At 67.7% G+C, this 18,911-nt stretch carries 20 protein-coding genes and 2 tRNA genes; 15 read left to right on the top strand and 7 right to left on the bottom strand.

Going from position 1 to position 18,911, the window contains the following annotated elements:
- Nucleotides 1-88 precede the first annotated feature (88 nt).
- Nucleotides 89-1,348, top strand: coding sequence for a class I SAM-dependent methyltransferase (locus ACT4N8_RS12820; protein WP_444858514.1), 1,260 nt, complete (start codon nt 89-91; stop codon nt 1,346-1,348).
- On the opposite strand, the gene ACT4N8_RS12815 is transcribed toward ACT4N8_RS12820, so the two are convergent.
- Together ACT4N8_RS12815 and purF are read right to left on the bottom strand one after the other, a co-directional pair.
- Complete coding sequence (locus ACT4N8_RS12815) at nt 1,345-2,055, bottom strand: SDR family NAD(P)-dependent oxidoreductase (protein ID WP_444858512.1); 711 nt, start codon at nt 2,053-2,055, stop codon at nt 1,345-1,347. The two genes, ACT4N8_RS12820 and ACT4N8_RS12815, sit on opposite strands and share 4 nt — an antisense overlap.
- Nucleotides 2,055-3,509, bottom strand: coding sequence for an amidophosphoribosyltransferase (purF, locus tag ACT4N8_RS12810; RefSeq protein ID WP_444858513.1), 1,455 nt, complete (start codon nt 3,507-3,509; stop codon nt 2,055-2,057). The genes ACT4N8_RS12815 and purF overlap by 1 nt, the downstream gene beginning before the upstream one ends.
- A 141-nt stretch (nt 3,510-3,650) precedes the next feature.
- Here purF and ACT4N8_RS12805 point away from each other — a divergent pair, with 141 nt between their 5' ends.
- From ACT4N8_RS12805 to ACT4N8_RS12795, 3 genes are read left to right on the top strand one after another with little or no spacing between them, the layout of a single operon-like run.
- A complete protein-coding gene (locus ACT4N8_RS12805) occupies nt 3,651-4,076 on the top strand; it encodes a MerR family transcriptional regulator (protein ID WP_444858511.1) in 426 nt (141 codons plus the stop codon).
- Nucleotides 4,077-4,094: 18 nt separating this feature from the next.
- Nucleotides 4,095-5,891, top strand: coding sequence for an acyl-CoA dehydrogenase C-terminal domain-containing protein (locus tag ACT4N8_RS12800; protein WP_444858510.1), 1,797 nt, complete (start codon nt 4,095-4,097; stop codon nt 5,889-5,891).
- Nucleotides 5,892-6,530, top strand: a complete 639-nt coding sequence (locus tag ACT4N8_RS12795) for a hypothetical protein (RefSeq protein WP_444858509.1) — start codon at nt 5,892-5,894, stop codon at nt 6,528-6,530.
- A gap of 109 nt (nt 6,531-6,639) precedes the next feature.
- On the opposite strand, the gene ACT4N8_RS12790 is transcribed toward ACT4N8_RS12795, so the two are convergent.
- A complete protein-coding gene (locus ACT4N8_RS12790; protein ID WP_444858508.1) occupies nt 6,640-7,221 on the bottom strand; it encodes a hypothetical protein in 582 nt (193 codons plus the stop codon).
- Between the two features lie 101 nt (nt 7,222-7,322).
- Here ACT4N8_RS12790 and ACT4N8_RS12785 point away from each other — a divergent pair, with 101 nt between their 5' ends.
- The 7 genes from ACT4N8_RS12785 (at nt 7,323) to ACT4N8_RS12755 (ending at nt 12,248) form a co-directional block, all read left to right on the top strand.
- Nucleotides 7,323-8,855 (top strand): AMP-binding protein, encoded by a 1,533-nt coding sequence (locus ACT4N8_RS12785; protein WP_444858507.1) that lies wholly within the window; start codon nt 7,323-7,325, stop codon nt 8,853-8,855.
- Nucleotides 8,852-9,616 (top strand): crotonase/enoyl-CoA hydratase family protein, encoded by a 765-nt coding sequence (locus ACT4N8_RS12780; RefSeq protein WP_444858506.1) that lies wholly within the window; start codon nt 8,852-8,854, stop codon nt 9,614-9,616. The genes ACT4N8_RS12785 and ACT4N8_RS12780 overlap by 4 nt, the downstream gene beginning before the upstream one ends.
- An 84-nt stretch (nt 9,617-9,700) precedes the next feature.
- A complete protein-coding gene (locus tag ACT4N8_RS12775) occupies nt 9,701-10,117 on the top strand; it encodes a DUF805 domain-containing protein (RefSeq protein ID WP_444858505.1) in 417 nt (138 codons plus the stop codon).
- A gap of 38 nt (nt 10,118-10,155) precedes the next feature.
- A complete protein-coding gene (locus ACT4N8_RS12770) occupies nt 10,156-10,695 on the top strand; it encodes a DUF805 domain-containing protein (protein WP_444858504.1) in 540 nt (179 codons plus the stop codon).
- Nucleotides 10,696-10,761: 66 nt separating this feature from the next.
- Nucleotides 10,762-10,846 (top strand) — tRNA-Leu (locus tag ACT4N8_RS12765).
- Nucleotides 10,847-10,921: 75 nt separating this feature from the next.
- Entirely contained in the window at nt 10,922-12,109 is a 1,188-nt protein-coding gene (locus ACT4N8_RS12760; protein WP_444858503.1) for an AI-2E family transporter, read from the top strand.
- Between the two features lie 62 nt (nt 12,110-12,171).
- Nucleotides 12,172-12,248: transfer RNA gene (locus tag ACT4N8_RS12755), tRNA-Asp, on the top strand.
- Here the strand turns inward: ACT4N8_RS12755 and ACT4N8_RS12750 are convergent.
- From ACT4N8_RS12750 to ACT4N8_RS12735, 4 genes are all read right to left on the bottom strand, one after another.
- Entirely contained in the window at nt 12,237-12,461 is a 225-nt protein-coding gene (locus ACT4N8_RS12750; protein ID WP_444858502.1) for a DUF2842 domain-containing protein, read from the bottom strand. The two genes, ACT4N8_RS12755 and ACT4N8_RS12750, sit on opposite strands and share 12 nt — an antisense overlap.
- Nucleotides 12,452-13,036 (bottom strand): 5-formyltetrahydrofolate cyclo-ligase, encoded by a 585-nt coding sequence (locus ACT4N8_RS12745; RefSeq protein ID WP_444858501.1) that lies wholly within the window; start codon nt 13,034-13,036, stop codon nt 12,452-12,454. Before ACT4N8_RS12745 ends, ACT4N8_RS12750 begins: the two co-directional genes overlap by 10 nt.
- A gap of 152 nt (nt 13,037-13,188) precedes the next feature.
- Nucleotides 13,189-13,518, bottom strand: coding sequence for a cell division protein ZapA (locus ACT4N8_RS12740; RefSeq protein ID WP_444858500.1), 330 nt, complete (start codon nt 13,516-13,518; stop codon nt 13,189-13,191).
- Entirely contained in the window at nt 13,518-13,733 is a 216-nt protein-coding gene (locus ACT4N8_RS12735; protein WP_444858499.1) for a hypothetical protein, read from the bottom strand. The genes ACT4N8_RS12740 and ACT4N8_RS12735 overlap by 1 nt, the downstream gene beginning before the upstream one ends.
- A gap of 129 nt (nt 13,734-13,862) precedes the next feature.
- On the opposite strand from ACT4N8_RS12735, the gene tkt reads away from it, so the two are divergent.
- The 4 genes from tkt to ACT4N8_RS12715 all read left to right on the top strand — a co-directional run.
- Nucleotides 13,863-15,770, top strand: a complete 1,908-nt coding sequence (gene tkt / locus ACT4N8_RS12730; RefSeq protein WP_444858498.1) for a transketolase — start codon at nt 13,863-13,865, stop codon at nt 15,768-15,770.
- A gap of 73 nt (nt 15,771-15,843) precedes the next feature.
- Nucleotides 15,844-16,854, top strand: a complete 1,011-nt coding sequence (gene gap, locus ACT4N8_RS12725; RefSeq protein ID WP_444858497.1) for a type I glyceraldehyde-3-phosphate dehydrogenase — start codon at nt 15,844-15,846, stop codon at nt 16,852-16,854.
- A gap of 103 nt (nt 16,855-16,957) precedes the next feature.
- Entirely contained in the window at nt 16,958-18,145 is a 1,188-nt protein-coding gene (locus ACT4N8_RS12720; RefSeq protein ID WP_444858496.1) for a phosphoglycerate kinase, read from the top strand.
- 23 nt (nt 18,146-18,168) lie between these two features.
- Nucleotides 18,169-18,911: fructose bisphosphate aldolase (locus tag ACT4N8_RS12715; RefSeq protein WP_444858495.1), on the top strand; the 743-nt coding region annotated here is incomplete at its 3' end.

Genomic DNA, 18,911 nt, shown 5'->3' with positions numbered 1-18,911 from the left:
GCTTCCGGCTATAGCTTCATATAGCAGAGGCGTCAGAACTGGGCGGAGCTTGCGTCAGCGCTCGTTCCGCATCATTTTCCCGCCCGCGATGCAGCGTGGCTCCCATCTCGTCGCCGCCGACCGCGGCTTCGTCACCGGCGGCGGGCTGGCCGCGCGGCTCTTCGCCGGGGGCTTTCGGCGCGTGCTCGACCGAATCGATGCCGGTCTCGCGCAGGGTCGGATCGATGTCTCGCTGCCCGACGGCTCGAGCCGGACGCTCGGCGGGCGTGGGCCAGGGCCGCACGCCATCGTCCATCTGAGAAGCTGGCGGGCGCTCGTCAGGCTCGCCGCCTCGGGCTCGGTCGGCTGGTACAAGGCCTGGGCGAAGGGCGAATGGAGCAGCCTCGACCCGGTTGCTCTTTTCGACTTGTTCATGCGCAACGCCGGCAGCCTCGGCGACACGGCACGCGCCAAGGGGCTGTGGCGGGCGGTGAACTGGCTCGGCCATCGGCTGCGCGCCAACGACAGGCGGCGGGCCCGCCGCAACATCGCCCATCATTACGATCTCGGAAACGATTTCTACGGCGCCTGGCTCGATGCGGGCATGACTTATTCGAGCGCGATCTTCGCCGAGCCGATTTCCGCCGACGAGCCGCTCGAGGCCGCGCAGGAACGCAAGGTCCGGCTGCTGCTCGACCGGCTGGCATTGAAGCCCGGCGACCGCCTGCTCGAAACCGGCTGCGGCTGGGGCGGCCTCGCCGAGATCGCCGCGCGTGATTATGGCGTTCACGTCACCGGGCTCACGCTGTCTGCCGAACAGAAGGCCTATGCCGAGGCGCGGCTCGGCCGCGCCGGCCTGGCCGACCGTGCCGAAATCCGGCTGTGCGACTATCGCGACGCGGAAGGGCGCTTCGACGCGATCGCGTCGGTCGAGATGGTCGAGGCGGTCGGCCAGGAATATTGGCCCGCCTATCTCGAAAGCATCGCAAGGCTACTCAGGCCCGGCGGCCGCGCGGCACTCCAGCTCATCTCGATCCGTGAGGATCTGTTCGATCGCTACGCGGCGAACACCGATTTCATCCAGACCTATATCTTCCCCGGCGGCCTGCTGATCAGCGAGGCGCGCTTCCGCGAGATCGCCGCGCGCTCCGGCCTCGAATGGCGCGACCGAGAGGGCTACGGCCTCCATTATGCCGAAACGCTGAAGCGCTGGCGCGGGAGCTACGAGGCCGCGGTCCGCGAAGCGGGCCTCCCGGACGGCTTTGGCGAGCCGTTTCACGATTTGTGGCGCTACTACCTCATGTATTGCGAGGGCGGTTTCCGCGCCGGAGGCATCGACGTGGCACAGGTGACGTTGGCGAAAAGCTAGCCGTCGACGTCGATCCGGACGCCGGTCTCGAAATCCTCGCCAAGCAGCTTGACGATCGCGTCGCCGACCGCGCTCGGTGGCTTCAGAGTCGCCGGGTCTTCGCCCGGAAAGGCGCGGGCGCGCATCACCGTCGCGGTGGCGCCGGGATTGAGGATCGCGACCTTGATCCCGGTGACGTTGCCGACTTCCTGCGCATAAGCGGTGGCGAGGCTCTCCAGCGCCGCCTTGGAGGCGGCATAGGCGCCCCAATAAGCGCGCGACGCCTCGCCGACGCTCGACGAGATCGCGAGCACGCGTCCCGCCTCGCTCTGCCGCAGCATCGGATCGAAGGCGGCGATCAACGCCTGCTGCGCGAGCACGTTGAGGGTCAGGACCCTGTTGAATTCCTTGCCGTCGATCTGCGCGACCGGCCCCAGCGTGCCGAGCATCGCGGCGTTGAGCACGAGCACGTCGAGCGCCTGCCAGCGCCCCGCGATCGCTTGTGCCAGCCGCGCGATGCTGTCGCTCTCGGTCAGGTCCATCGGCGCGATCGTCGCCGCGCCGCCGGCGCCGTGGATCCGCTCCTCGACGGCCTCAAGGTCGGCAGCTGTGCGCGCAGTGAGGACGACATGCGCGCCCTCCGCGGCCAGCGCCTCGGCGGTCGCCGCGCCGATCCCCCGGCTGGCGCCCGTGACCAGCGCCAGCTTGCCGTCGAGGAAGCCGGGCATCAGGCGTAGCGCTCGGCCGGAATGAGCTGGCCGTGCTGCTCCGCGTCCTCATGGTCGGTGAGGCGGGTCGGGTACGCGCCGGAGAAGCAGGCATCGCAAAATTGCGGCTGGTCGGTGTCACGCATGTCTTCGCCGAGCGCCCGGTACAGGCCGTCGATCGAGAGGAAGGCGAGGCTGTTCGCCTTGATGTAGGCGTTCATCTCGGCGACGTTCATCTGCGCGGCGAGCAGTTTCTTCCGCTCCGGCGTGTCGACGCCGTAGAAGCAGGAGTGGCGGGTCGGCGGGCTCGCGATCCGCATGTGGACCTCGCGCGCGCCGGCCTCGCGCAGCATCTGCACGATCTTCAGGCTCGTCGTCCCGCGCACGATCGAATCGTCGATGAGCACGAGCTTCTTGCCGGCGATCAGCGCGCTGTTGGCATTGTGCTTGAGCTTGACGCCGAGGTGGCGAACCTGGTCGCCCGGCTGGATGAAGGTGCGCCCGACATAATGCGAGCGGATGATGCCGAGCTCGAACGGGATGCCGCTTTCCTGCGCATAGCCGATCGCCGCCGGCACGCCCGAATCGGGGACGGGCACGACATAGTCCGCCTCGACCGGATTCTCGCGCGCCAGCTCGGCCCCGATCGCCTTGCGCACCGTATAAACCGACGACCCGTCGACGATCGAATCGGGCCGCGAGAAATAGACATGCTCGAAGATGCAGGGCCGCGGCCGCATCGGCGCGAAGGGGCGGTGGCTCTCGACGCCGCGCTCGGAGACGACGATCAGCTCGCCGGGCTCGACGGTGCGGATGTAGGTCGCGCCGATCACGTCCAGCGCGACCGTCTCCGAAGCGAAGACATAGGCGTCGCCGAGCCGGCCCATAACGAGCGGGCGGATGCCGAGCGGATCGCGGCAGCCGATCATTCCCTCCTCGGTCAGGCAGGCTAGGCTGTAGGCGCCCTCGACCTGCTTGAGCGCGTCGATGAAGCGATCGAGCAGGCTGCGGAAGCTCGAAGTGGCGACGAGGTGAATGATCACCTCGGTGTCGCTGGTCGACTGGAAGATCGAGCCGCGCGCGTTCAATTCGCGCCGCAGCCGCATCGCGTTCGAGATGTTGCCGTTATGCGCCACCGCGAAGCCGCCGGTCGAAAGCTCGGCGTAAAGAGGCTGGACGTTGCGGAGCGCCGTCTCTCCCGTCGTCGAATAGCGGACATGGCCGATCGCGGCGCGCCCGGCGAGCGAGCGGATGATGCTGTCCATGTCGAAATTGCCGGCGACATGACCCATCGCGCGGTGGCTGTGGAACGCCTTGCCGTCGAAGCTGGTGATGCCGGCGGCCTCCTGGCCGCGATGCTGGAGCGCATGGAGGCCCAAGGCGGTCACCGCGGCGGCGGTTTCGGCGCCCCAGATGCCGAACACGCCGCACTCCTCGCGCAGCTTGTCGTCTTCGAACGGATTGGTGGTGAGCATGGCCATCCCGGTTACGCGGTTGGCCCGGCCATATAGGGTCGCGCTTGCGCTTTGTCGCCCCCACAAGCGCAAAGAATCGGTCATCCTCCCGTCACGGCCGGGTCGCTTGACGCTAACGTAAAGGGAACCTAGTCCTGCGCCATGTCCGAAACAGCGCTCCATTCCGACTATCGCCCCGAGGGCCGCGCCGAGCGCAGCTACACGATCACCCAATTGTGCGATGAATTCGGGGTCACCGCCCGGGCCTTGCGCTTCTACGAGGACGAGGGACTGATCGCGCCGCGCCGCGCCGGCCTGTCGCGCATCTATTCCTGGCGCGACCGCGCCCGGCTCGCCTGGATATTGCGCGGCAAGCGCGTGGGCTTCAGCCTCGCGGACATCCGCGAGATGATCGACCTCTACGACGTCGGCGACGGCCGCCACGAGCAGCGCCGGGTGACGCTGGAGAAATGCCGCGGCCGGGCCGAACTGCTCAGGAAGCAGAAGCTCGACATCGACGCCACGATCGACGAGCTTGAGCGCTTCATCGCGATGGTCGAGGCGGCCGAGCCTGCGACAACCGAATAGACTTCAGGGGAGGGACCCATGCCCAGCTACACCGCGCCCGTCCGCGACACCCGCTACGTGCTCGAGCAGGTGCTCGGGATCGACCGCTATTCGAACCTCCCGGGGTTCGAAAATGCCACGCCCGACATGATCGAGGCGATCCTGACCGAGGGCGGCCGCTTCGCCGCCGAGGTGCTCCACCCGCTCAACCGCTCCGGCGACGAGGAAGGCTGCACCCGCCACGAGGATGGCTCGGTGACCACGCCCGAGGGCTTCAAGGAGGCCTACAGCCAGTTCGTCGAGGCCGGCTGGACGACGCTCTCGGCGCCCGAGCAATATGGCGGCCAGGGCCTGCCCTCGGTGCTCGCCACCGCGGTGACCGAATATCTGCTCTCCGCCAACCAGGCGTTCGAAATGTATAACGGCCTCACCCAGGGCGCGATCGCCTCGATCCTGGTCAAGGGCTCGGAGGAGCAGAAGAATACCTATCTGCCCAACATGGTCTCGGGCCGCTGGACGGGCACGATGAACCTCACCGAGCCGCATTGCGGCACCGATCTCGGGCTGCTCAAGACCAAGGCGGAGCCGCAGGCGGACGGCACCTACAGGATCACCGGCACCAAGATCTTCATCTCGGCCGGCGAGCACGATCTGGCGGAGAACATCATCCACCTCGTTCTCGCCAAAATCGCCGGTGCCCCGGACAATGTGAAGGGCATCTCGCTCTTCATCGTGCCCAAATTCCTCGTCAATGCGGACGGCTCGATCGGCGAGCGCAACGGCGTGTCGTGCGGCTCGATCGAGGAGAAGATGGGTATCCACGGCAATTCGACCTGCCTGCTCAACTATGACGGCGCGACGGGTTATCTGATCGGCGAGGCGGAGAAGGGCCTCGCGGCGATGTTCATCATGATGAACGCGGCCCGCCTCGGCGTCGGCCTGCAGGGCCTCGCCCAGGGCGAGATCGCCTATCAGAACGGCGTCGCCTATGCCCGCGAGCGGCGACAGGGGCGGGCGCTGATGCCCGACGCCCGCGATCCCGACGCCAAGGCCGATCCGATCATCGTCCATCCCGACGTCCGCCGCATGCTGATGGAGGCGAAGGCGTTCAACGAGGGCGCCCGGGCGCTCGTATTGTGGGGCGCGCTCCAGGTCGATATCGGCCGCAAGGCGCAGACGGAGGAGGAGCGCGAGGCGGCCAACGATCTGCTCGGCCTGCTCACCCCGGTGATCAAGGGCTATATGACCGACAAGGGCTTCGAGGCCGCGGTCAACATGCAGCAGGTCTATGGCGGCCACGGCTATATCCGCGAATGGGGGATGGAGCAGTTCGTCCGCGACGCCCGCATCGCCCAGATCTACGAAGGCACGAACGGCGTCCAGGCGCTCGACCTCGTCGGGCGCAAATTGGGCGCCAATAGCGGCCGCGCTATCCAGGAATTCTTCCGGATCGTCGCCGAGGAGGTCGGCGCGGCGAAGGCGAACGAGAAGCTGGCGGGAATCGCCGGCGCGCTCGAGCGCGCCAGCAACGATCTCCAGACCGCGTCGATGTGGCTGATGCAGAACGCGCTGGCCAATGCGAACAATGCCGGCGCGGCCTCTTATCCGTACATGACGATGCTCGGCACCACCGCGCTCGGCCTGATGTGGCTGCGCATGGCCAAGGCGAGCGCCGAGGCGCTGGCCGAGGGGACCGAAGACCCCGCCTTCCACGAGAACAAGCTGATCACGGCCCGCTTCTTCGCCGAGAAGGTGATGCCCGAGACGAATGCGCTCCGGCGAAAGATCGAGGCCGGCTCCGAAAGCCTGATGGCGTTGCCCGCAGAGGCTTTCTAAATGCTATTGGCGGCCCTGGCATTCGCCCAGGCCGCCATATCGCCGACTTGTGGCGATGATGCCGGCTATGGCGAAGTTCAGCGCTGTGAAATTCAGCGCGAGGCATTCGATGTCCTCGATGCCGCGAGCCGTCCAGCGGCCGCGACCCTAGGCGAGGAAGCAATTCGGTTCTCCTACGGCCCAGCGATGCCCACCGGCCGAGCGATCATCGTGGAACTCGTTCCCGATGGTGACCGGAACGCCGCAGTTCGGTTCTTCTGGCTTTCCGGGAATCGGGAGGCCGGCTGGCAGAGGCAAGGCCGTCTTTCCACCTATATTCCGGCGGCGCGCTATCGGCAGGCGGCCTCGACGATTGATCACCTACTCAGGCAATACGAGCTGTCGCCTCGGGCCGAGGACGGGCCTATTTGCCTGGATGGCCCGGAATATCGAACTGAACGAGTTCGCAACGGTCAGGTGGTGACGCTGGAAGGCTGGTGCCCTAGGCATTCCCAAGAGACCCATCCGAATCCACGGATTGCCGGCCTGCTTCTGCCGACGATTTGCCCTCATTTGCTTCGGCGCTACCCGAATGATCGGCTGCAGAGACGTGATTGCGATCGTTGGCGTGAGACAGCGCGCCAAAATCGGCTGGACTGAGTCGCGCTTAGCTCGCGCTCACTTTTTTTGGCCCGCCGCGCCTGGTCGTTGAAGAGCGATCAACGTGGGCTTCGAGGAATTGTCGCGGCGCTACACCGCAGTGGGCTGATCAGCCCCCGCCGATTCCATGATAGCCAAGAAGTGGCGGGCGCAGTGTCTCAAGCATCGCCTGCCGCTCCTCCCGCGTCATCCCGAGCGCCCAGGTCCAGGCGGCGTCGTAATCGTAGGGGCCGGGGATTTGGCGTTCGATCCAGACCATGCGATCGGCGAAGTCGCGGCCGTAGAGGTCGGCCCAGACGTCGTAGAGGAAGAGATAGAGCAGGCGGTGGTCGTCCAGCCCCGCCGGGCGCGGCAGGCCGGCGAGCAGGCGGTGGCCCATTTCGTGGACGAGCGTGGCGCGCTTGTAGCGCGGCGAATAGCTCGCGCTGAGCCGCATCGTCCGCCCGTCTAGGCTGGTCATCGGCGGCCCGCGGCGAACCAGCACCTCCAACGGCGTCGCCGGAAAGCTGAGCCCGCTATGTGCTTCGAGGGCGGCCACGATGTGCGGGCCCTCCGCCTCCCAGATCGCGCGATATTCGTCCGTCGCCCCGGCATGTTCGGGCGCGAGCGGGGCGAACGAGACAGGTGTCGGGGCCTGCGCGGAGAGCAGGCAGGCAAGCACGGCAACCAAGAGGCGAGGCTTTCTGTCCATGGCGCGCCGCAGACTATTCCGGTCTCGCCGCGCGTCAATCGGCGGGCCACTTGCCACCCGGCCCAAGTCATGATCAGCTTCGCCTCGGGAGGGAGGGCGCAATGCTGGTCACCGAGCTCATCCGCCGCGGCGCGGCCTGGCATGGCGACAGGATGGCCCTGTTGTTCGGCGACGAGACGCTGACGTTCCGTCAGGTCGACCGGCTCTCCAGCCAGATCGCGCACGCCCTCGCCGGCATCGGGCTCGGCAAGGGCAGCCCGGTCGCCCTGCTGCTCGACAACGGCCTGTTCTCGATTCCGTGCGACTTCGGCTGCAACAAGGCCGGGCTGACCCGCACCCCGCTCAACGGCCGCCTCTCGCTCGCCGAGCACAAGGCGATGCTCGAGCTGATCGGGACGAAGACCCTGATCTACGGTTCCTCCCAGATCGAGCGGGCCGCCGCGCTGCAAGGCGAGCTTCCCGAGCTCGCTTTTTACGGCCTCGGCGACAGCGAGGTAGGCCCTGATTTGCTCACGCTCGCCGCGCGCGCCCCGGAGTCCGATCCGCGCCTGCCGATCGGGCCGGACGACGTCGCGCTCGCCTTGTTCACCTCGGGCACGACGGGCAAGCTCAAGGCCGCCCAGCACACCCAGGCGACCTATGCCGCGGTGGTCCACAACGTGCTCTCGAACCTGATCGACCCGAAACCCGGCGAGATCATGCTCCATGCCGCCTCGATGATCCATGCCAGCGGCACCTTCGTCGTGCCCTACTGGATCCGCGGCGGCGCGGCGGCGATCCTGCCCGGCTTCTCGCCCGCCGATTATGTCGCGGCGATCGAGCGCTGGCGGCCGACCGCGCTCAATCTCGTCCCGACCATGCTTCAGATGCTGTTCCAGCTTCCGCACATCGAGGAGGCGGATTTCTCGTCGGTCGAGACGATCCTCTACGGTGCCTCGCCGATGCCGCGCCCGGTGCTGGAGAAGGGCCTCGGCCTCTGGGGCCCGGTCTTCGTCCAATATTACGGGCAGACCGAAGCGCCGCTCGCGATCTGCGCGCTCTCGAAGGGCGACCATGTCGGCGCGAGCGCCGAGCGGCTGCTCTCCTGCGGCCGACCGAGCGTCGAATGCGAGGTCCGGCTGGTCGACGAGGCGGGCGAAGACGCGCCGCCTGGCGAACCCGGCGAGATCGTGCTGCGCGCGCCCTTCGTGATGAAGGGCTATGCCGATCCGGAAATCGAGGCCTTCCTCCCCGGCACGCGCTGGCTCCGCACCCGCGACATCGGCCGCTTCGACAACGAGGGCTATCTCACCCTCGTCGACCGCACCTCCGACATGATCGTGACCGGCGGTTACAACGTCTATCCGCGCGAGGTGGAGGACGTGCTCTCGGCCCACCCCGCCGTCGCGCAGGTTGCGGTGATCGGCGTGCCGGACGAGACCTGGGTCGAGGCGGTGATGGCGTTCGTCGTGCTGCACGACGGACAGGAGCCGGACGAAGGCGCGCTGATCGCCCACGCCCACCAAAGCCTCGCCCGCTACAAGGCGCCCAAGTCGGTGCGCTTCGTCGAGTCGATCCCGCTGAGCCCGGTTGGCAAGCCGCTCCGCCGGGCGCTGCGCGAGCCCTTCTGGGCGGGGCGGGAACGGCGGGTATGAGCGTCAAGGTCGAGCGCAGCGGCGCCGTGGTCACCGTCTTCATCGACCGGCCCGAGCGCCGCAACGCCGTCGATCCGGCAACCGCCCAGGCGCTGCGCGACGCCTTCGATGCGTTCGAGAGGGACGAAAGCGCCGCGGTCGCGGTGCTGACCGGAACGGGGGGCCATTTCTGCGCGGGCTACGATCTCAAGGCGTTCGCCGACGCGGGCGTCGATTACGATCCCGAAGCGGAAGGGCCGATGGGGCCGACGCGTCGCTTGCTGTCGAAGCCGGTGATCGCGGCGGTCGAGGGTTATGCGGTGGCGGGCGGGCTCGAGCTCGCTTTGTGGTGCGACCTGCGCGTCGCCGCCGAGAGCGCGACCTTCGGCGTCTTCTGCCGGCGCTGGGGGGTGCCTTTGATCGACGGCGGCACCGTGAGGTTGCCGCGCATCGTCGGGCAGGGGCGGGCGCTCGACATGATCCTCACCGGGCGGCCGGTCGGCGCACAGGAGGCGCTGGCGATGGGCCTTGCCAATCGGGTCGTCCCCGCCGGCGAAGCGCGGGCCGAAGCCGAGCGCCTCGCCGCCGAAATCGCCCGCTTCCCTCAGCTTTGCGTGAGGACCGATCGCGCCTCCGCTTATGCCGCGTTGGACGCCGGCTTGAGCGAGGCGCTTCGGGCCGAAGCCGTCGCCGGCGGCACCCCGGTGCGCGAAGGCGCGCGGGCCGGCGCGGCGCGCTTCGCCGAGGGGCGCGGCAGAGGCGGCGGCTTCGACGAAATCTGAGCGCGTTGCGGCTTGATTGCGGCGCCGAAATAGCGGACCCTCCACCCGCGCCGGACTCGCGGCGCCATCCTGAGGGGGATCGCCATGGAATATATGTTCATGCCGCTGAAGCGGTATTTCGACTTTTCCGGCCGCTCGCGGCGGAAGGAATATTGGATGTTCTTCCTATTCGCGATGGCGCTTTACATCGTCGCGATGGTCCTGGACTCGATGCTCGGCCTAGGCGGAACGACCGAAACCTACTCGGACTTCGGCGAGGGCGGCGCCTCGGTCGGCTTCAACTCGACCGGGGGCATCCTCACCATGATCGTGGCGCTGGCCTTGCTCATTCCGAGCATTGCCGTTGCCGTGCGCCGGATGCACGACAACGACAAATCGGGCTGGTTCGTCCTGATCCCGATCTACGGCGCGATCGGCGTCTGGTTCTTCGAAGGGACGCGCGGCCCGAACCGCTTCGGTTCCGATCCGAAGGGCGGCGACAAGGCGGAAGCGTTCACCTGAGGCCGTGAGCCACAAGCCAGCGTAAAGGGGGAACGGGAATGGAATATATGTTCATGCCATTGAAGCGCTACGCCGATTTTTCCGGCCGTTCGCGCCGCATGGAATATTGGATGTGGGTCCTGTTCCAGTTCCTCCTTTACCTGGCTCTGTGGGTGGTCTTCTTCGCGCTCGCCGGCGCGGCGATCCTGTCCGGCGATCTCGAAGGCGCCTTCGCCGCCGGCATGGGCATCGTCGTCTTTGCGCTGATCTACGTGGTGGTCTGGCTCGCCTTCCTCGTGCCCTCGCTCGCGGTGACGGTTCGGCGCCTGCACGACACCAACCGCTCGGGCTGGTGGATCGGCGGCTTCCTGCTCGCCTATCTCGGCCTCACCGTCGTCAACGTCGCGATGATGGGCGTCGCGGCGCAGTCGCCGGAGTCGCTGGGCGCGGTCGGCGCGGTCTACGGCATCATCGGCCTTGCCATATTCGGCTACGCCATCGTCCTGCTCGTCTTCCTGTTCCTTGACGGTACGCCCGGGCCGAACCGCTACGGGCCGGACCCGAAGGGGCGGGCGAACGCCGGCGAAATCTTCGCCTGAGCCGCGCGATTTGCGTCCCGGTTGCGGCCCGCCGGGCGGCGCACTAATTAGGGCCTCCTTTTTCGTGCCCCTGTGGCGGAATTGGTAGACGCGCTCGACTCAAAATCGAGTTCCGCAAGGAGTGCCCGTTCGACTCGGGCCAGGGGCACCAAAGTTTCGTCTCGCGACCCTCTTCTCAGCCGCCGCCGCCTCGGGCATGGTCGGCGGGGAAGGGAGCGAGGCCTAAGTGTCCGAAGCCGACAGCGAACCGTCGATCGCCGCGCCCGAAGCAGTGCCGGCACTCGAGCCGGAGGCGACCGCCTACCGGCGCGACCGGCTGCTCGCCGCGCTCACCCTGATGTTCGGCACCGCGCTCGTCCTCGCCATGCCCTTCGCGCTGCGCGCCGGGGCCGAGTTCTTCCTCCCCGTCACCGCCGCTTTGGTGATCGCGATCGCGCTCGTGCCGGTGCTCGAATGGCTCGAGCGGCGGCGGGTGCCCTCGGCGCTGGCCGCCTTCTTCTGCGTGATCCTGTTCCTCGCCATGGCCAATATCGCGGTCGCGGCGATCGTCTTTCCGGCCGCCCAATGGTTCCAGCTGCTGCCCGAGCGGATCGGTCAGCTGCGCGAGACGCTCGCGCCGATCGTCCAGATCTATTCGGATCTCGAGGAATTCGTCGCCAACGTCATCCGCGAGTTCGGCGGCAGCTCGCCCTCGGCGCCGCAGGCGGTGCGGGTCGAGCCGCCCAATTCGCTGCTCCAGATCATCGCCGCCTCGGCCCCCTTCGCCGCGATCCAGATGTTCTTCGCCGTGCTGGTGATCTTCTTCTTCCTCTCCGGCTGGACCCGGATGCGCAAGCGCACGATCACGACCCGGGCGAGCTTCGACGGGGCGATGACCACCGCCCGCGTGATCCAGCAGGTCGTCGACGCGACCTCGGCCTATCTCGGCACGATCACTTTGGTGAACATCGGCATGGGTCTGGTCGTCGCTTTGGTCGTCCACCTGCTGGGCATGCCGACGCCGCTGATGTGGGGCGGCATCGCGGCTTTGCTCAACTATATCCCCTATCTCGGTCCGATCGCAGCCGCCTTGCTGCTGGCGCTCGGTGGGCTGATGACCTTCACCGATCCCTGGTACGCCCTGCTCCCGGCGATCGCCTTCGTCGTCATCCACATGGTCGAGGCGAACCTGGTGACGCCCGCAGTGGTCGGGCGGCGGCTGACGATCAACCCGCTGATGATCCTGCTCTCATTGAGCTTCTGGGCGTGGGTCTGGGGGACGACCGGAGCGCTGCTCGCGGTGCCGCTGCTGATCATCTTCCGCACCATCCTCGACGCCGCCGGCAAGCCCGATATCGCCGGCTTTCTGTTCGAGGAAGGCACCTTGATTCACGAGCATCAGGAGGAGCCGCGGCCGCCGCCGCGCCCGGCCTGAAAACCCGCCCGTCGCTCGCTTGACAGGGGGGGTGGGCTCCACTACCTCGCCCGCCTGCTTACGCGGGTGTAGCTCAGTTGGTTAGAGCGCCGGCCTGTCACGCCGGAGGTCGCGGGTTCAAGTCCCGTCACTCGCGCCATTTCCTGAATCTGCCGGTTTCCATCCAGCGAAGCAGCGGCTTCAGCGGCAGGATCCAGGCGAGTCCGGCGACCAGATAGTAGATGACGTGCAGCCAGCGCGGCGCGCCCGCGATCAGCGGCGCGACGCTCGCCACGAGCACCGCCCAGCCGGCGATGAGGAGCAGGATCAAAGCGATGCCCGCGGGCTGGCGCCAGCTCGGCTCTAGCCGCACGAAATCCACTCCTTCGGCGTGGCGATGGCGTCGAGCTTCATGTCCCAGGGCTCGGCGGGAAGCGGTGCGTCGCTGACCTGCGCGTCCCAGGCGAGGCCTACGGTAAAGACCGGGCCGCCGCTCTCGCGGAGATGGGCGAGGGCGCGATCGTAATGGCCCTTGCCATGGCCGATCCGCGTGCCGCACCGATCGGCCAGGACGAGCGGCACCAGCACGACGTGGGGCGCCAGCGCCTCGGCCTCCGCGGCAGGTTGCAACACGCCCCACGGACTCGCCTCGGTTGCCGGGCCTTCCCGCCAGAGAAAGCGCGAATCCCGTTCCGCGAACCAGGGGAAGCCGACCCGCTGGCCGGGGTCGAGCAGGGAGAGCAGGGGCAATGGGCTGATCTCGTCCCGCAGCGGATGATAGGCGCCGACGATGCCGGCATGGATCAGATGGGGCAGGACCACCTCGGCGAGCCGCCGCTCCAGCGTGTCGCGCAGCTCCGGCGTCAAGCTCGCGGCATAGTCGCGGCGCCGCCGGAGGCCTTCGGCCCGGAGCGCGCTCTTGTCAGCAGTGGGTGACGGGACCGCCATAGCCGTTTGCCTGGAATATCCTCTGACGCCTCAACGTCAGGTGGGGACCATATACGTCGGGCCAAGACCCGGGCAGGGACAGTCCCCTAGGATGCTTATGGCTCAGGGATGTTCGCTGAGGCTCGTACAGGGCAGTACCCGTCAGCTCCTATCTAGTCGCTGGGGGTGGCGCGCTCAAGCGTCTCGGCGAAATTCTCCATCCGTGCCGCGAGCCGCTCAAGTGCTTCCGCGACCGCGGGATCGGGCGGCGGCGGGACCGGATCGGGCAGGCCCATGCCGGAACGCACTTCCTTGAGATCGTCCGCGATGAGCAGGGCGGCGAAGAGGAGCTGGCGCGTTTCCGGCAGATTGCCGAGCGCGCCGGCGGCATCGTGCGCGCGCCGGTCGACAGTCGCGGCGAGGTTGCGCAGATGCTCTTCCTCGCCGTCCTTGCAGGCGACGGTGTAGCGGCGCCCGCCGATCTCGACGTCGATATTCGCCATTAGCGGGCTTCTCCCTCGCGGATCAGGCCGTCGATCTGCCCGATCGCGCCCGCGACCTGGCGGCGCAGCGCGTCGTGCGCGTCGCGGAGGCGGCGGTAGGAATCGCTCTCCTCGGGAGCGGGCGGCGGGGGTGGCGGACGATTGGCGGCGGTTTCGATACGCGCGAGCGCCCGCTCGATGCGGGCGACGGCATCAAGGGCGCGCTGGTCGGCCATGGCCCCTCGCATAGCATGCCTGTTCCGCGCGGCAAGCCGCCACGGTTGACGCTTGGGCCATGGGCGATAAAGGAACCGCAGCGCCCTCCCGCGCCCATCGCCGCCGAATCCGACCTTCGAAGGGACCGCATGCCCGCCGACACGAGAACGCTCGCCAATGCCGTCAGGGCCTTGTCGATGGATGCCGTGCAGGCGGCGAACAGCGGCCATCCGGGCATGCCGATGGGCATGGCCGACGACGCCACCGTCCTCTGGACCGAATATCTGAAGCACGACCCCGCCGACCCCGCCTGGCCCGACCGCGACCGCTTCGTCCTCTCGGCCGGCCACGGCTCGATGCTGATCTACAGCCTGCTCCATCTCACCGGCTACGAACGGCCGACGCTGGAAGACATCAGGGGCTTCCGCCAGCTCGGCAGCCCCTGCGCGGGGCACCCCGAGAATTTCCTCCTCGACGGCGTCGAGGCGACAACGGGGCCGCTCGGGCAGGGCGTGGCGATGGCGGTCGGCATGGCGATCGCCGAGCGCCACCTAAATGCCGAATTCGGCGACGATCTCGTCGATCATCGCACTTGGGTGATCGCCGGCGACGGGTGCCTGATGGAAGGCGTCAATCACGAAGCGGCGGGGCTCGCCGGCCATCTCGGGCTCGGCCGGCTGAACGTGATCTGGGACGACAACCGCATCACCATCGACGGCGGCACCGACCTTTCGACCTCCGAGGATATCGAGGCGCGCTACGCGGCCTATGGCTGGCATGTCACCCGCTGCGACGGGCTCGACGCCGACGACGTGCGCCGCGCCTATGACGAGGCGCTGGCCGATCCGCGCCCCTCGCTGATCGCCTGCCGTACGATCATCGGCTACGGAGCGCCCAACAAGCAGGGCACCGCCGCGACCCACGGCGCCGCGCTGGGCGAGGATGAGGTCGCGGCCGCGCGCGCCGAGCTGGGCTGGGAGCATCCGGCCTTCGAAATCCCGGCCGGCATTCTCGAGTCATGGCGTCAGGCCGGTCGCCGAAGCCAGGGCGCCCATGCGGACTGGAAGGCCCGCCTCGCCGCGAGCAATCAGGGCACGGAGTTCAGCCGCCGCATGGCCGGCGCGCTTCCGGAGAGCTTTTCGCTCAGCGATTACATCCAGGGCTTGGTCGACGAGCCGCAGAAGATGGCGACGCGCAAGGCATCCGAGCTGGCGCTCGGCGCGATCAACGCGCAATTGCTCGAGACGATCGGCGGATCGGCCGACCTGACTGGTTCGAACAACACCAAAACAAAGGATCAGAACCCGCTCACAAAAGACGATTATTCCGGCCGCTACCTCTATTATGGCATCCGCGAGTTCGGCATGGCGGCGGCGATGAACGGCATGGCGCTGCACGGCGGCGTGATCCCTTATGGCGGCACCTTCCTGATCTTCTCCGATTATTGCCGGCCGGCAATTCGGCTTTCGGCCTTGCAGCAAGCCCGTGTGATCTACGTCATGACTCACGATTCGATCGGGCTCGGCGAGGATGGGCCGACGCATCAGCCGATCGAGCAGCTGATGGGCCTGCGCGCCATGCCCAATCTCCACGTCTACCGGCCCGCCGACGCGGTCGAGACGGCGGAATGCTGGGAGCTAGCGCTGCGCGAGGCCGCGACGCCCTCGGTGCTCGCGCTGAGCCGTCAGAATCTGGGTCAGCTGCGCCACAAGGCGACCGAGAATCTGTGCGCGAAGGGCGCCTATCTGCTGCGCGACGGCGGCGAGGGCCGGCGAGTGGTGCTGCTCGCCACCGGCTCCGAGGTGGCGCTGGCGCTCGACGTCGCCGACGCGCTCGACGAGCGGGGGGTCGGCGCCGACGTCCTCTCGATGCCCTGCTGGGAACGGTTCGACGCGCAGCCGGACGATTATCGTGCGGAGTTGATCCCGGAAGACGCCCTGATCGTCTCGATCGAAGCGGGCGCGACCCTGGGCTGGGAGCGCTATACCGGCCGCGCCGGCCTCAATATCGGCCTCGACCGCTTCGGCGCCTCCGCGCCGGCGGCCGACCTGTTCTAGCGCTTCGGCTTCACCGCCGAAGCGATCGTGCCGCGCGTGGTCGCGGCGCTCTATGCTCAAGGAGATCAATGAGATGACGACCAGAGTTGCGATCAACGGCTTCGGGCGGATCGGGCGGCTCGTCGCGCGCGCGATCCTCGAGAACAAGGATTGCGGGCTTGAGCTGGTGGCGATCAACGACCTCGCCGACGCCGAATCCAACGCGCTCCTGTTTAAGCGCGATTCGGTCCATGGCGCCTATCCGGGCGAGGTCGTCGCCTCGGGCGACGCCTTGATCGTCGACGGTCGTCGTATCCGCGTCACCGCCGAGCGCGACCCCGGCAAGCTGCCGCATGGCGAGGAAGAGGTGGACATCGCGCTCGAATGCACCGGCTTCTTCGCGGACCGTGAGAAGGCCGGCATGCATCTCACTGCGGGCGCGAAGAAAGTCCTGATCTCCGCCCCGGCGAAGGCCGTCGACCTCACCGTCGTCTACGGCGTCAATCACGACAAGTTGAAGGCCGAGCACGAGATCGTCTCCAACGCCTCGTGCACGACCAACTGCCTCGCCCCGGTCGCCAAGGTGCTCAACGACACGGTCGGCATCGAGCGCGGGCTGATGACCACCATCCACGCCTACACCAACGACCAGAAGATCCTCGACCAGATCCATTCGGACAAACGTCGCGCCCGCGCCGCCGGCATGTCGATGATTCCGACCACCACCGGCGCCGCCCGCGCGGTCGGCGAGGTGCTTCCCGAATTGAAAGGCAAGCTGGACGGCTCCGCGGTGCGCGTGCCGACGCCCAACGTCAGCCTGGTCGATCTCACCTTCACACCGCGCCGCGACACTTCGGTCGAGGAGATCAACGGCGCGCTCAGGGCCGCCTCGGAGAGCGGCCCGCTCGCCGGCATCCTCGCCTTCACCGACGAGCCCCTCGTCTCGATCGACTTCAACCACAATCCCGCGAGCTCGACGGTCGACAGCCTCGAGACCGCGGTGCTGGAAGGCAAGCTGGTCCGCGTCCTGTCCTGGTACGACAATGAATGGGGCTTCTCGAACCGGATGGTCGACACGGCCGCGGCGATGGCTCGCCTGCTATGACCAACTCCGTCATACCGGCGAAGGCCGGTATCTCAGCGAGCAGGTCCGCGACTTCTTGTCCTGGGATCCCGGCCTTCGCCGGGATGACGGGATAGGTGACGTCATGCCGTCGTTCCGGACCCTCGACGATCTCGGTGACATCGCAGGCAAGCGCGTGCTGGTCCGTGAGGATCTCAACGTACCGATGCGGGACGGCGCGGTGAGCGACGATACGCGGCTGCGCGCGGCGGTGCCGACCGTGGCCGAGCTCGCCGACAAGGGCGCGATCGTCCTCGTCCTCGCCCATTTCGGGCGGCCAAAGGTGCCGGCGCCGGAATTTTCGACCGCTTTGGTCACCCGGCCCTTCTCCGAGGTGCTCGGCCGGCCCGTCCGCTACATCGACTGGGAGGGCGACGCCGAGGCGGTGGCGACGCTCCAGCCGGGCGACGTCGCTTTGCTTGAGAACACGCGTTTCTTCGGCGGCGAGGAGAAGAACGATCCGGCCGTGGTCGAGCGCTTCGCGCGGCTCGGCGACCTCTACGTCAACGACGCCTTCTCCGCCGCCCACCGCGCCCATGCCTCGACCGAAGGCCTCGCCCACGCGCTCCCCGCTTATGCCGGCCGCGCAATGGAAAGGGAGCTGAAGGCGCTCAAAGCGGCGCTCGGCGCGCCCGAACGGCCGGTCGCGGCGGTCGTCGGCGGCGCCAAAGTCTCGACCAAGCTCGACGTGCTTCGAAACCTGGTTGGCAGGGTCGATCACCTGATCATCGGCGGCGGCATGGCCAACACCTTCCTCGCCGCGCGCGGGATCGCGATCGGCAAGAGCCTCGCCGAGCGCGACCTTGCCGGGACGGCCGAGGAGATACTCTACGCCGCCGACAAGGCGGGATGCACCGTCCACCTGCCGTACGACGTGGTCGTTGCTAAAGAATTCACTCCTCATCCGCCGAGCCTGCGCACCTGCAATGTCCACGAGGTCGCCGCGGACGAGATGATCCTCGACATCGGTCCCGCCGCGGTCGAGGCGCTGGCCGACGTGCTCAAGACCTGCCGTACCCTGGTCTGGAACGGCCCCCTGGGCGCGTTCGAGACGCCGCCCTTCGACGCCGCCACCGTCGCGCTCGCCCGCACCGCCGCCGCCTTGACGCAGGAGGGCAGCCTGATCTCCGTCGCGGGCGGCGGTGACACTGTCGCGGCGCTCAACCAGGCCGGCGTCGCAGACGACTTCACCTTCGTCTCCACCGCCGGCGGCGCCTTTCTCGAATGGATGGAAGGCAAGGAACTGCCAGGCGTGAAGGCGCTTTATCAGTGAGACAGATCGCGAGGATATTTTCGATGCCAGACCCCAAGATGACCGCGCAGATGGAAAGTGGCCGAGGCTTCATCGCGGCGCTCGACCAGAGCGGCGGTTCCACGCCCAAGGCGCTCAAGGGCTACGGGATCGAGGAGGGCGCCTGGTCCAGCGACGAAGAGATGTTCGGCCTGATCCACCAGATGCGCTCCCGCATCATCACCTCGCCCGCCTTCACCGGCGACAAGGTGATCGGCGCGATCCTGTTCGAGCGGACGATGGACGGCGAGATCGACGGCAAGCCGGTGCCGCGGGTGCTGAACGAACGCGGCGTCGTGCCCTTCATCAAGATCGACAAGGGCCTCGAGGACGAAGCGAACGGCGTCCAGCTGATGAAACCGATGCCCGGGCTCGACGCGCTACTCGCCCGCGCCCGGAGCCTCGGCGTGTTCGGGACCAAGGAGCGCTCGGTGATCCACCTCGCCGATGCCGAGGGCATCGCCGCCGTGGTACGCCAGCAGTTCGAAGTCGCGCGGCAGGTGTTTGGCCATGGCCTCGTCCCGATCATCGAGCCCGAGGTCAACATCAAAAGTGCCGAGCGCGCCGAGGCCGACCGCATCCTGCTGGACGAACTCACCAAGGCGCTCGACGCGCTGCCCGGCGACGACAAGGTGATGCTCAAATTGAGTCTGCCGGTAGAGCCTGGCCTGTTCGATCCGCTCGTCGATCATCCCCGCGTGCTCCGCATCGTCGCGCTCTCCGGCGGCTATTCGCGCCCGGAGCCTCG

The organism is Sphingosinicella sp., from assembly GCF_052387495.1.
In the GTDB taxonomy this organism is placed as follows: Bacteria; Pseudomonadota; Alphaproteobacteria; order Sphingomonadales; family Sphingomonadaceae; genus Allosphingosinicella.
Note: the sequence above shows the minus strand (reverse complement) of the source record. Positions and strands in the feature narration are given on the sequence as shown.

What these genes read in the sequence shown, in the direction of transcription:
- ACT4N8_RS12720 (WP_444858496.1), top strand. Translation starts at nt 16,958, where the DNA reads ATGCCGTCGTTCCGGACCCTCGACGATCTCGGTGACATCGCAGGCAAG.
- ACT4N8_RS12795 (WP_444858509.1), top strand. Translation starts at nt 5,892, where the DNA reads ATGCTATTGGCGGCCCTGGCATTCGCCCAGGCCGCCATATCGCCGACT.
- ACT4N8_RS12780 (WP_444858506.1), top strand. Translation starts at nt 8,852, where the DNA reads ATGAGCGTCAAGGTCGAGCGCAGCGGCGCCGTGGTCACCGTCTTCATC.
- ACT4N8_RS12805 (WP_444858511.1), top strand. Translation starts at nt 3,651, where the DNA reads ATGTCCGAAACAGCGCTCCATTCCGACTATCGCCCCGAGGGCCGCGCC.
- gap (WP_444858497.1), top strand. Translation starts at nt 15,844, where the DNA reads ATGACGACCAGAGTTGCGATCAACGGCTTCGGGCGGATCGGGCGGCTC.
- ACT4N8_RS12740 (WP_444858500.1), bottom strand. Translation starts at nt 13,518, where the DNA reads ATGGCGAATATCGACGTCGAGATCGGCGGGCGCCGCTACACCGTCGCC.
- ACT4N8_RS12735 (WP_444858499.1), bottom strand. Translation starts at nt 13,733, where the DNA reads ATGGCCGACCAGCGCGCCCTTGATGCCGTCGCCCGCATCGAGCGGGCG.
- tkt (WP_444858498.1), top strand. Translation starts at nt 13,863, where the DNA reads ATGCCCGCCGACACGAGAACGCTCGCCAATGCCGTCAGGGCCTTGTCG.
- ACT4N8_RS12790 (WP_444858508.1), bottom strand. Translation starts at nt 7,221, where the DNA reads ATGGACAGAAAGCCTCGCCTCTTGGTTGCCGTGCTTGCCTGCCTGCTC.
- ACT4N8_RS12775 (WP_444858505.1), top strand. Translation starts at nt 9,701, where the DNA reads ATGGAATATATGTTCATGCCGCTGAAGCGGTATTTCGACTTTTCCGGC.
- ACT4N8_RS12800 (WP_444858510.1), top strand. Translation starts at nt 4,095, where the DNA reads ATGCCCAGCTACACCGCGCCCGTCCGCGACACCCGCTACGTGCTCGAG.
- ACT4N8_RS12785 (WP_444858507.1), top strand. Translation starts at nt 7,323, where the DNA reads ATGCTGGTCACCGAGCTCATCCGCCGCGGCGCGGCCTGGCATGGCGAC.
- ACT4N8_RS12745 (WP_444858501.1), bottom strand. Translation starts at nt 13,036, where the DNA reads ATGGCGGTCCCGTCACCCACTGCTGACAAGAGCGCGCTCCGGGCCGAA.
- ACT4N8_RS12815 (WP_444858512.1), bottom strand. Translation starts at nt 2,055, where the DNA reads ATGCCCGGCTTCCTCGACGGCAAGCTGGCGCTGGTCACGGGCGCCAGC.
- ACT4N8_RS12770 (WP_444858504.1), top strand. Translation starts at nt 10,156, where the DNA reads ATGGAATATATGTTCATGCCATTGAAGCGCTACGCCGATTTTTCCGGC.
- ACT4N8_RS12820 (WP_444858514.1), top strand. Translation starts at nt 89, where the DNA reads ATGCAGCGTGGCTCCCATCTCGTCGCCGCCGACCGCGGCTTCGTCACC.
- purF (WP_444858513.1), bottom strand. Translation starts at nt 3,509, where the DNA reads ATGCTCACCACCAATCCGTTCGAAGACGACAAGCTGCGCGAGGAGTGC.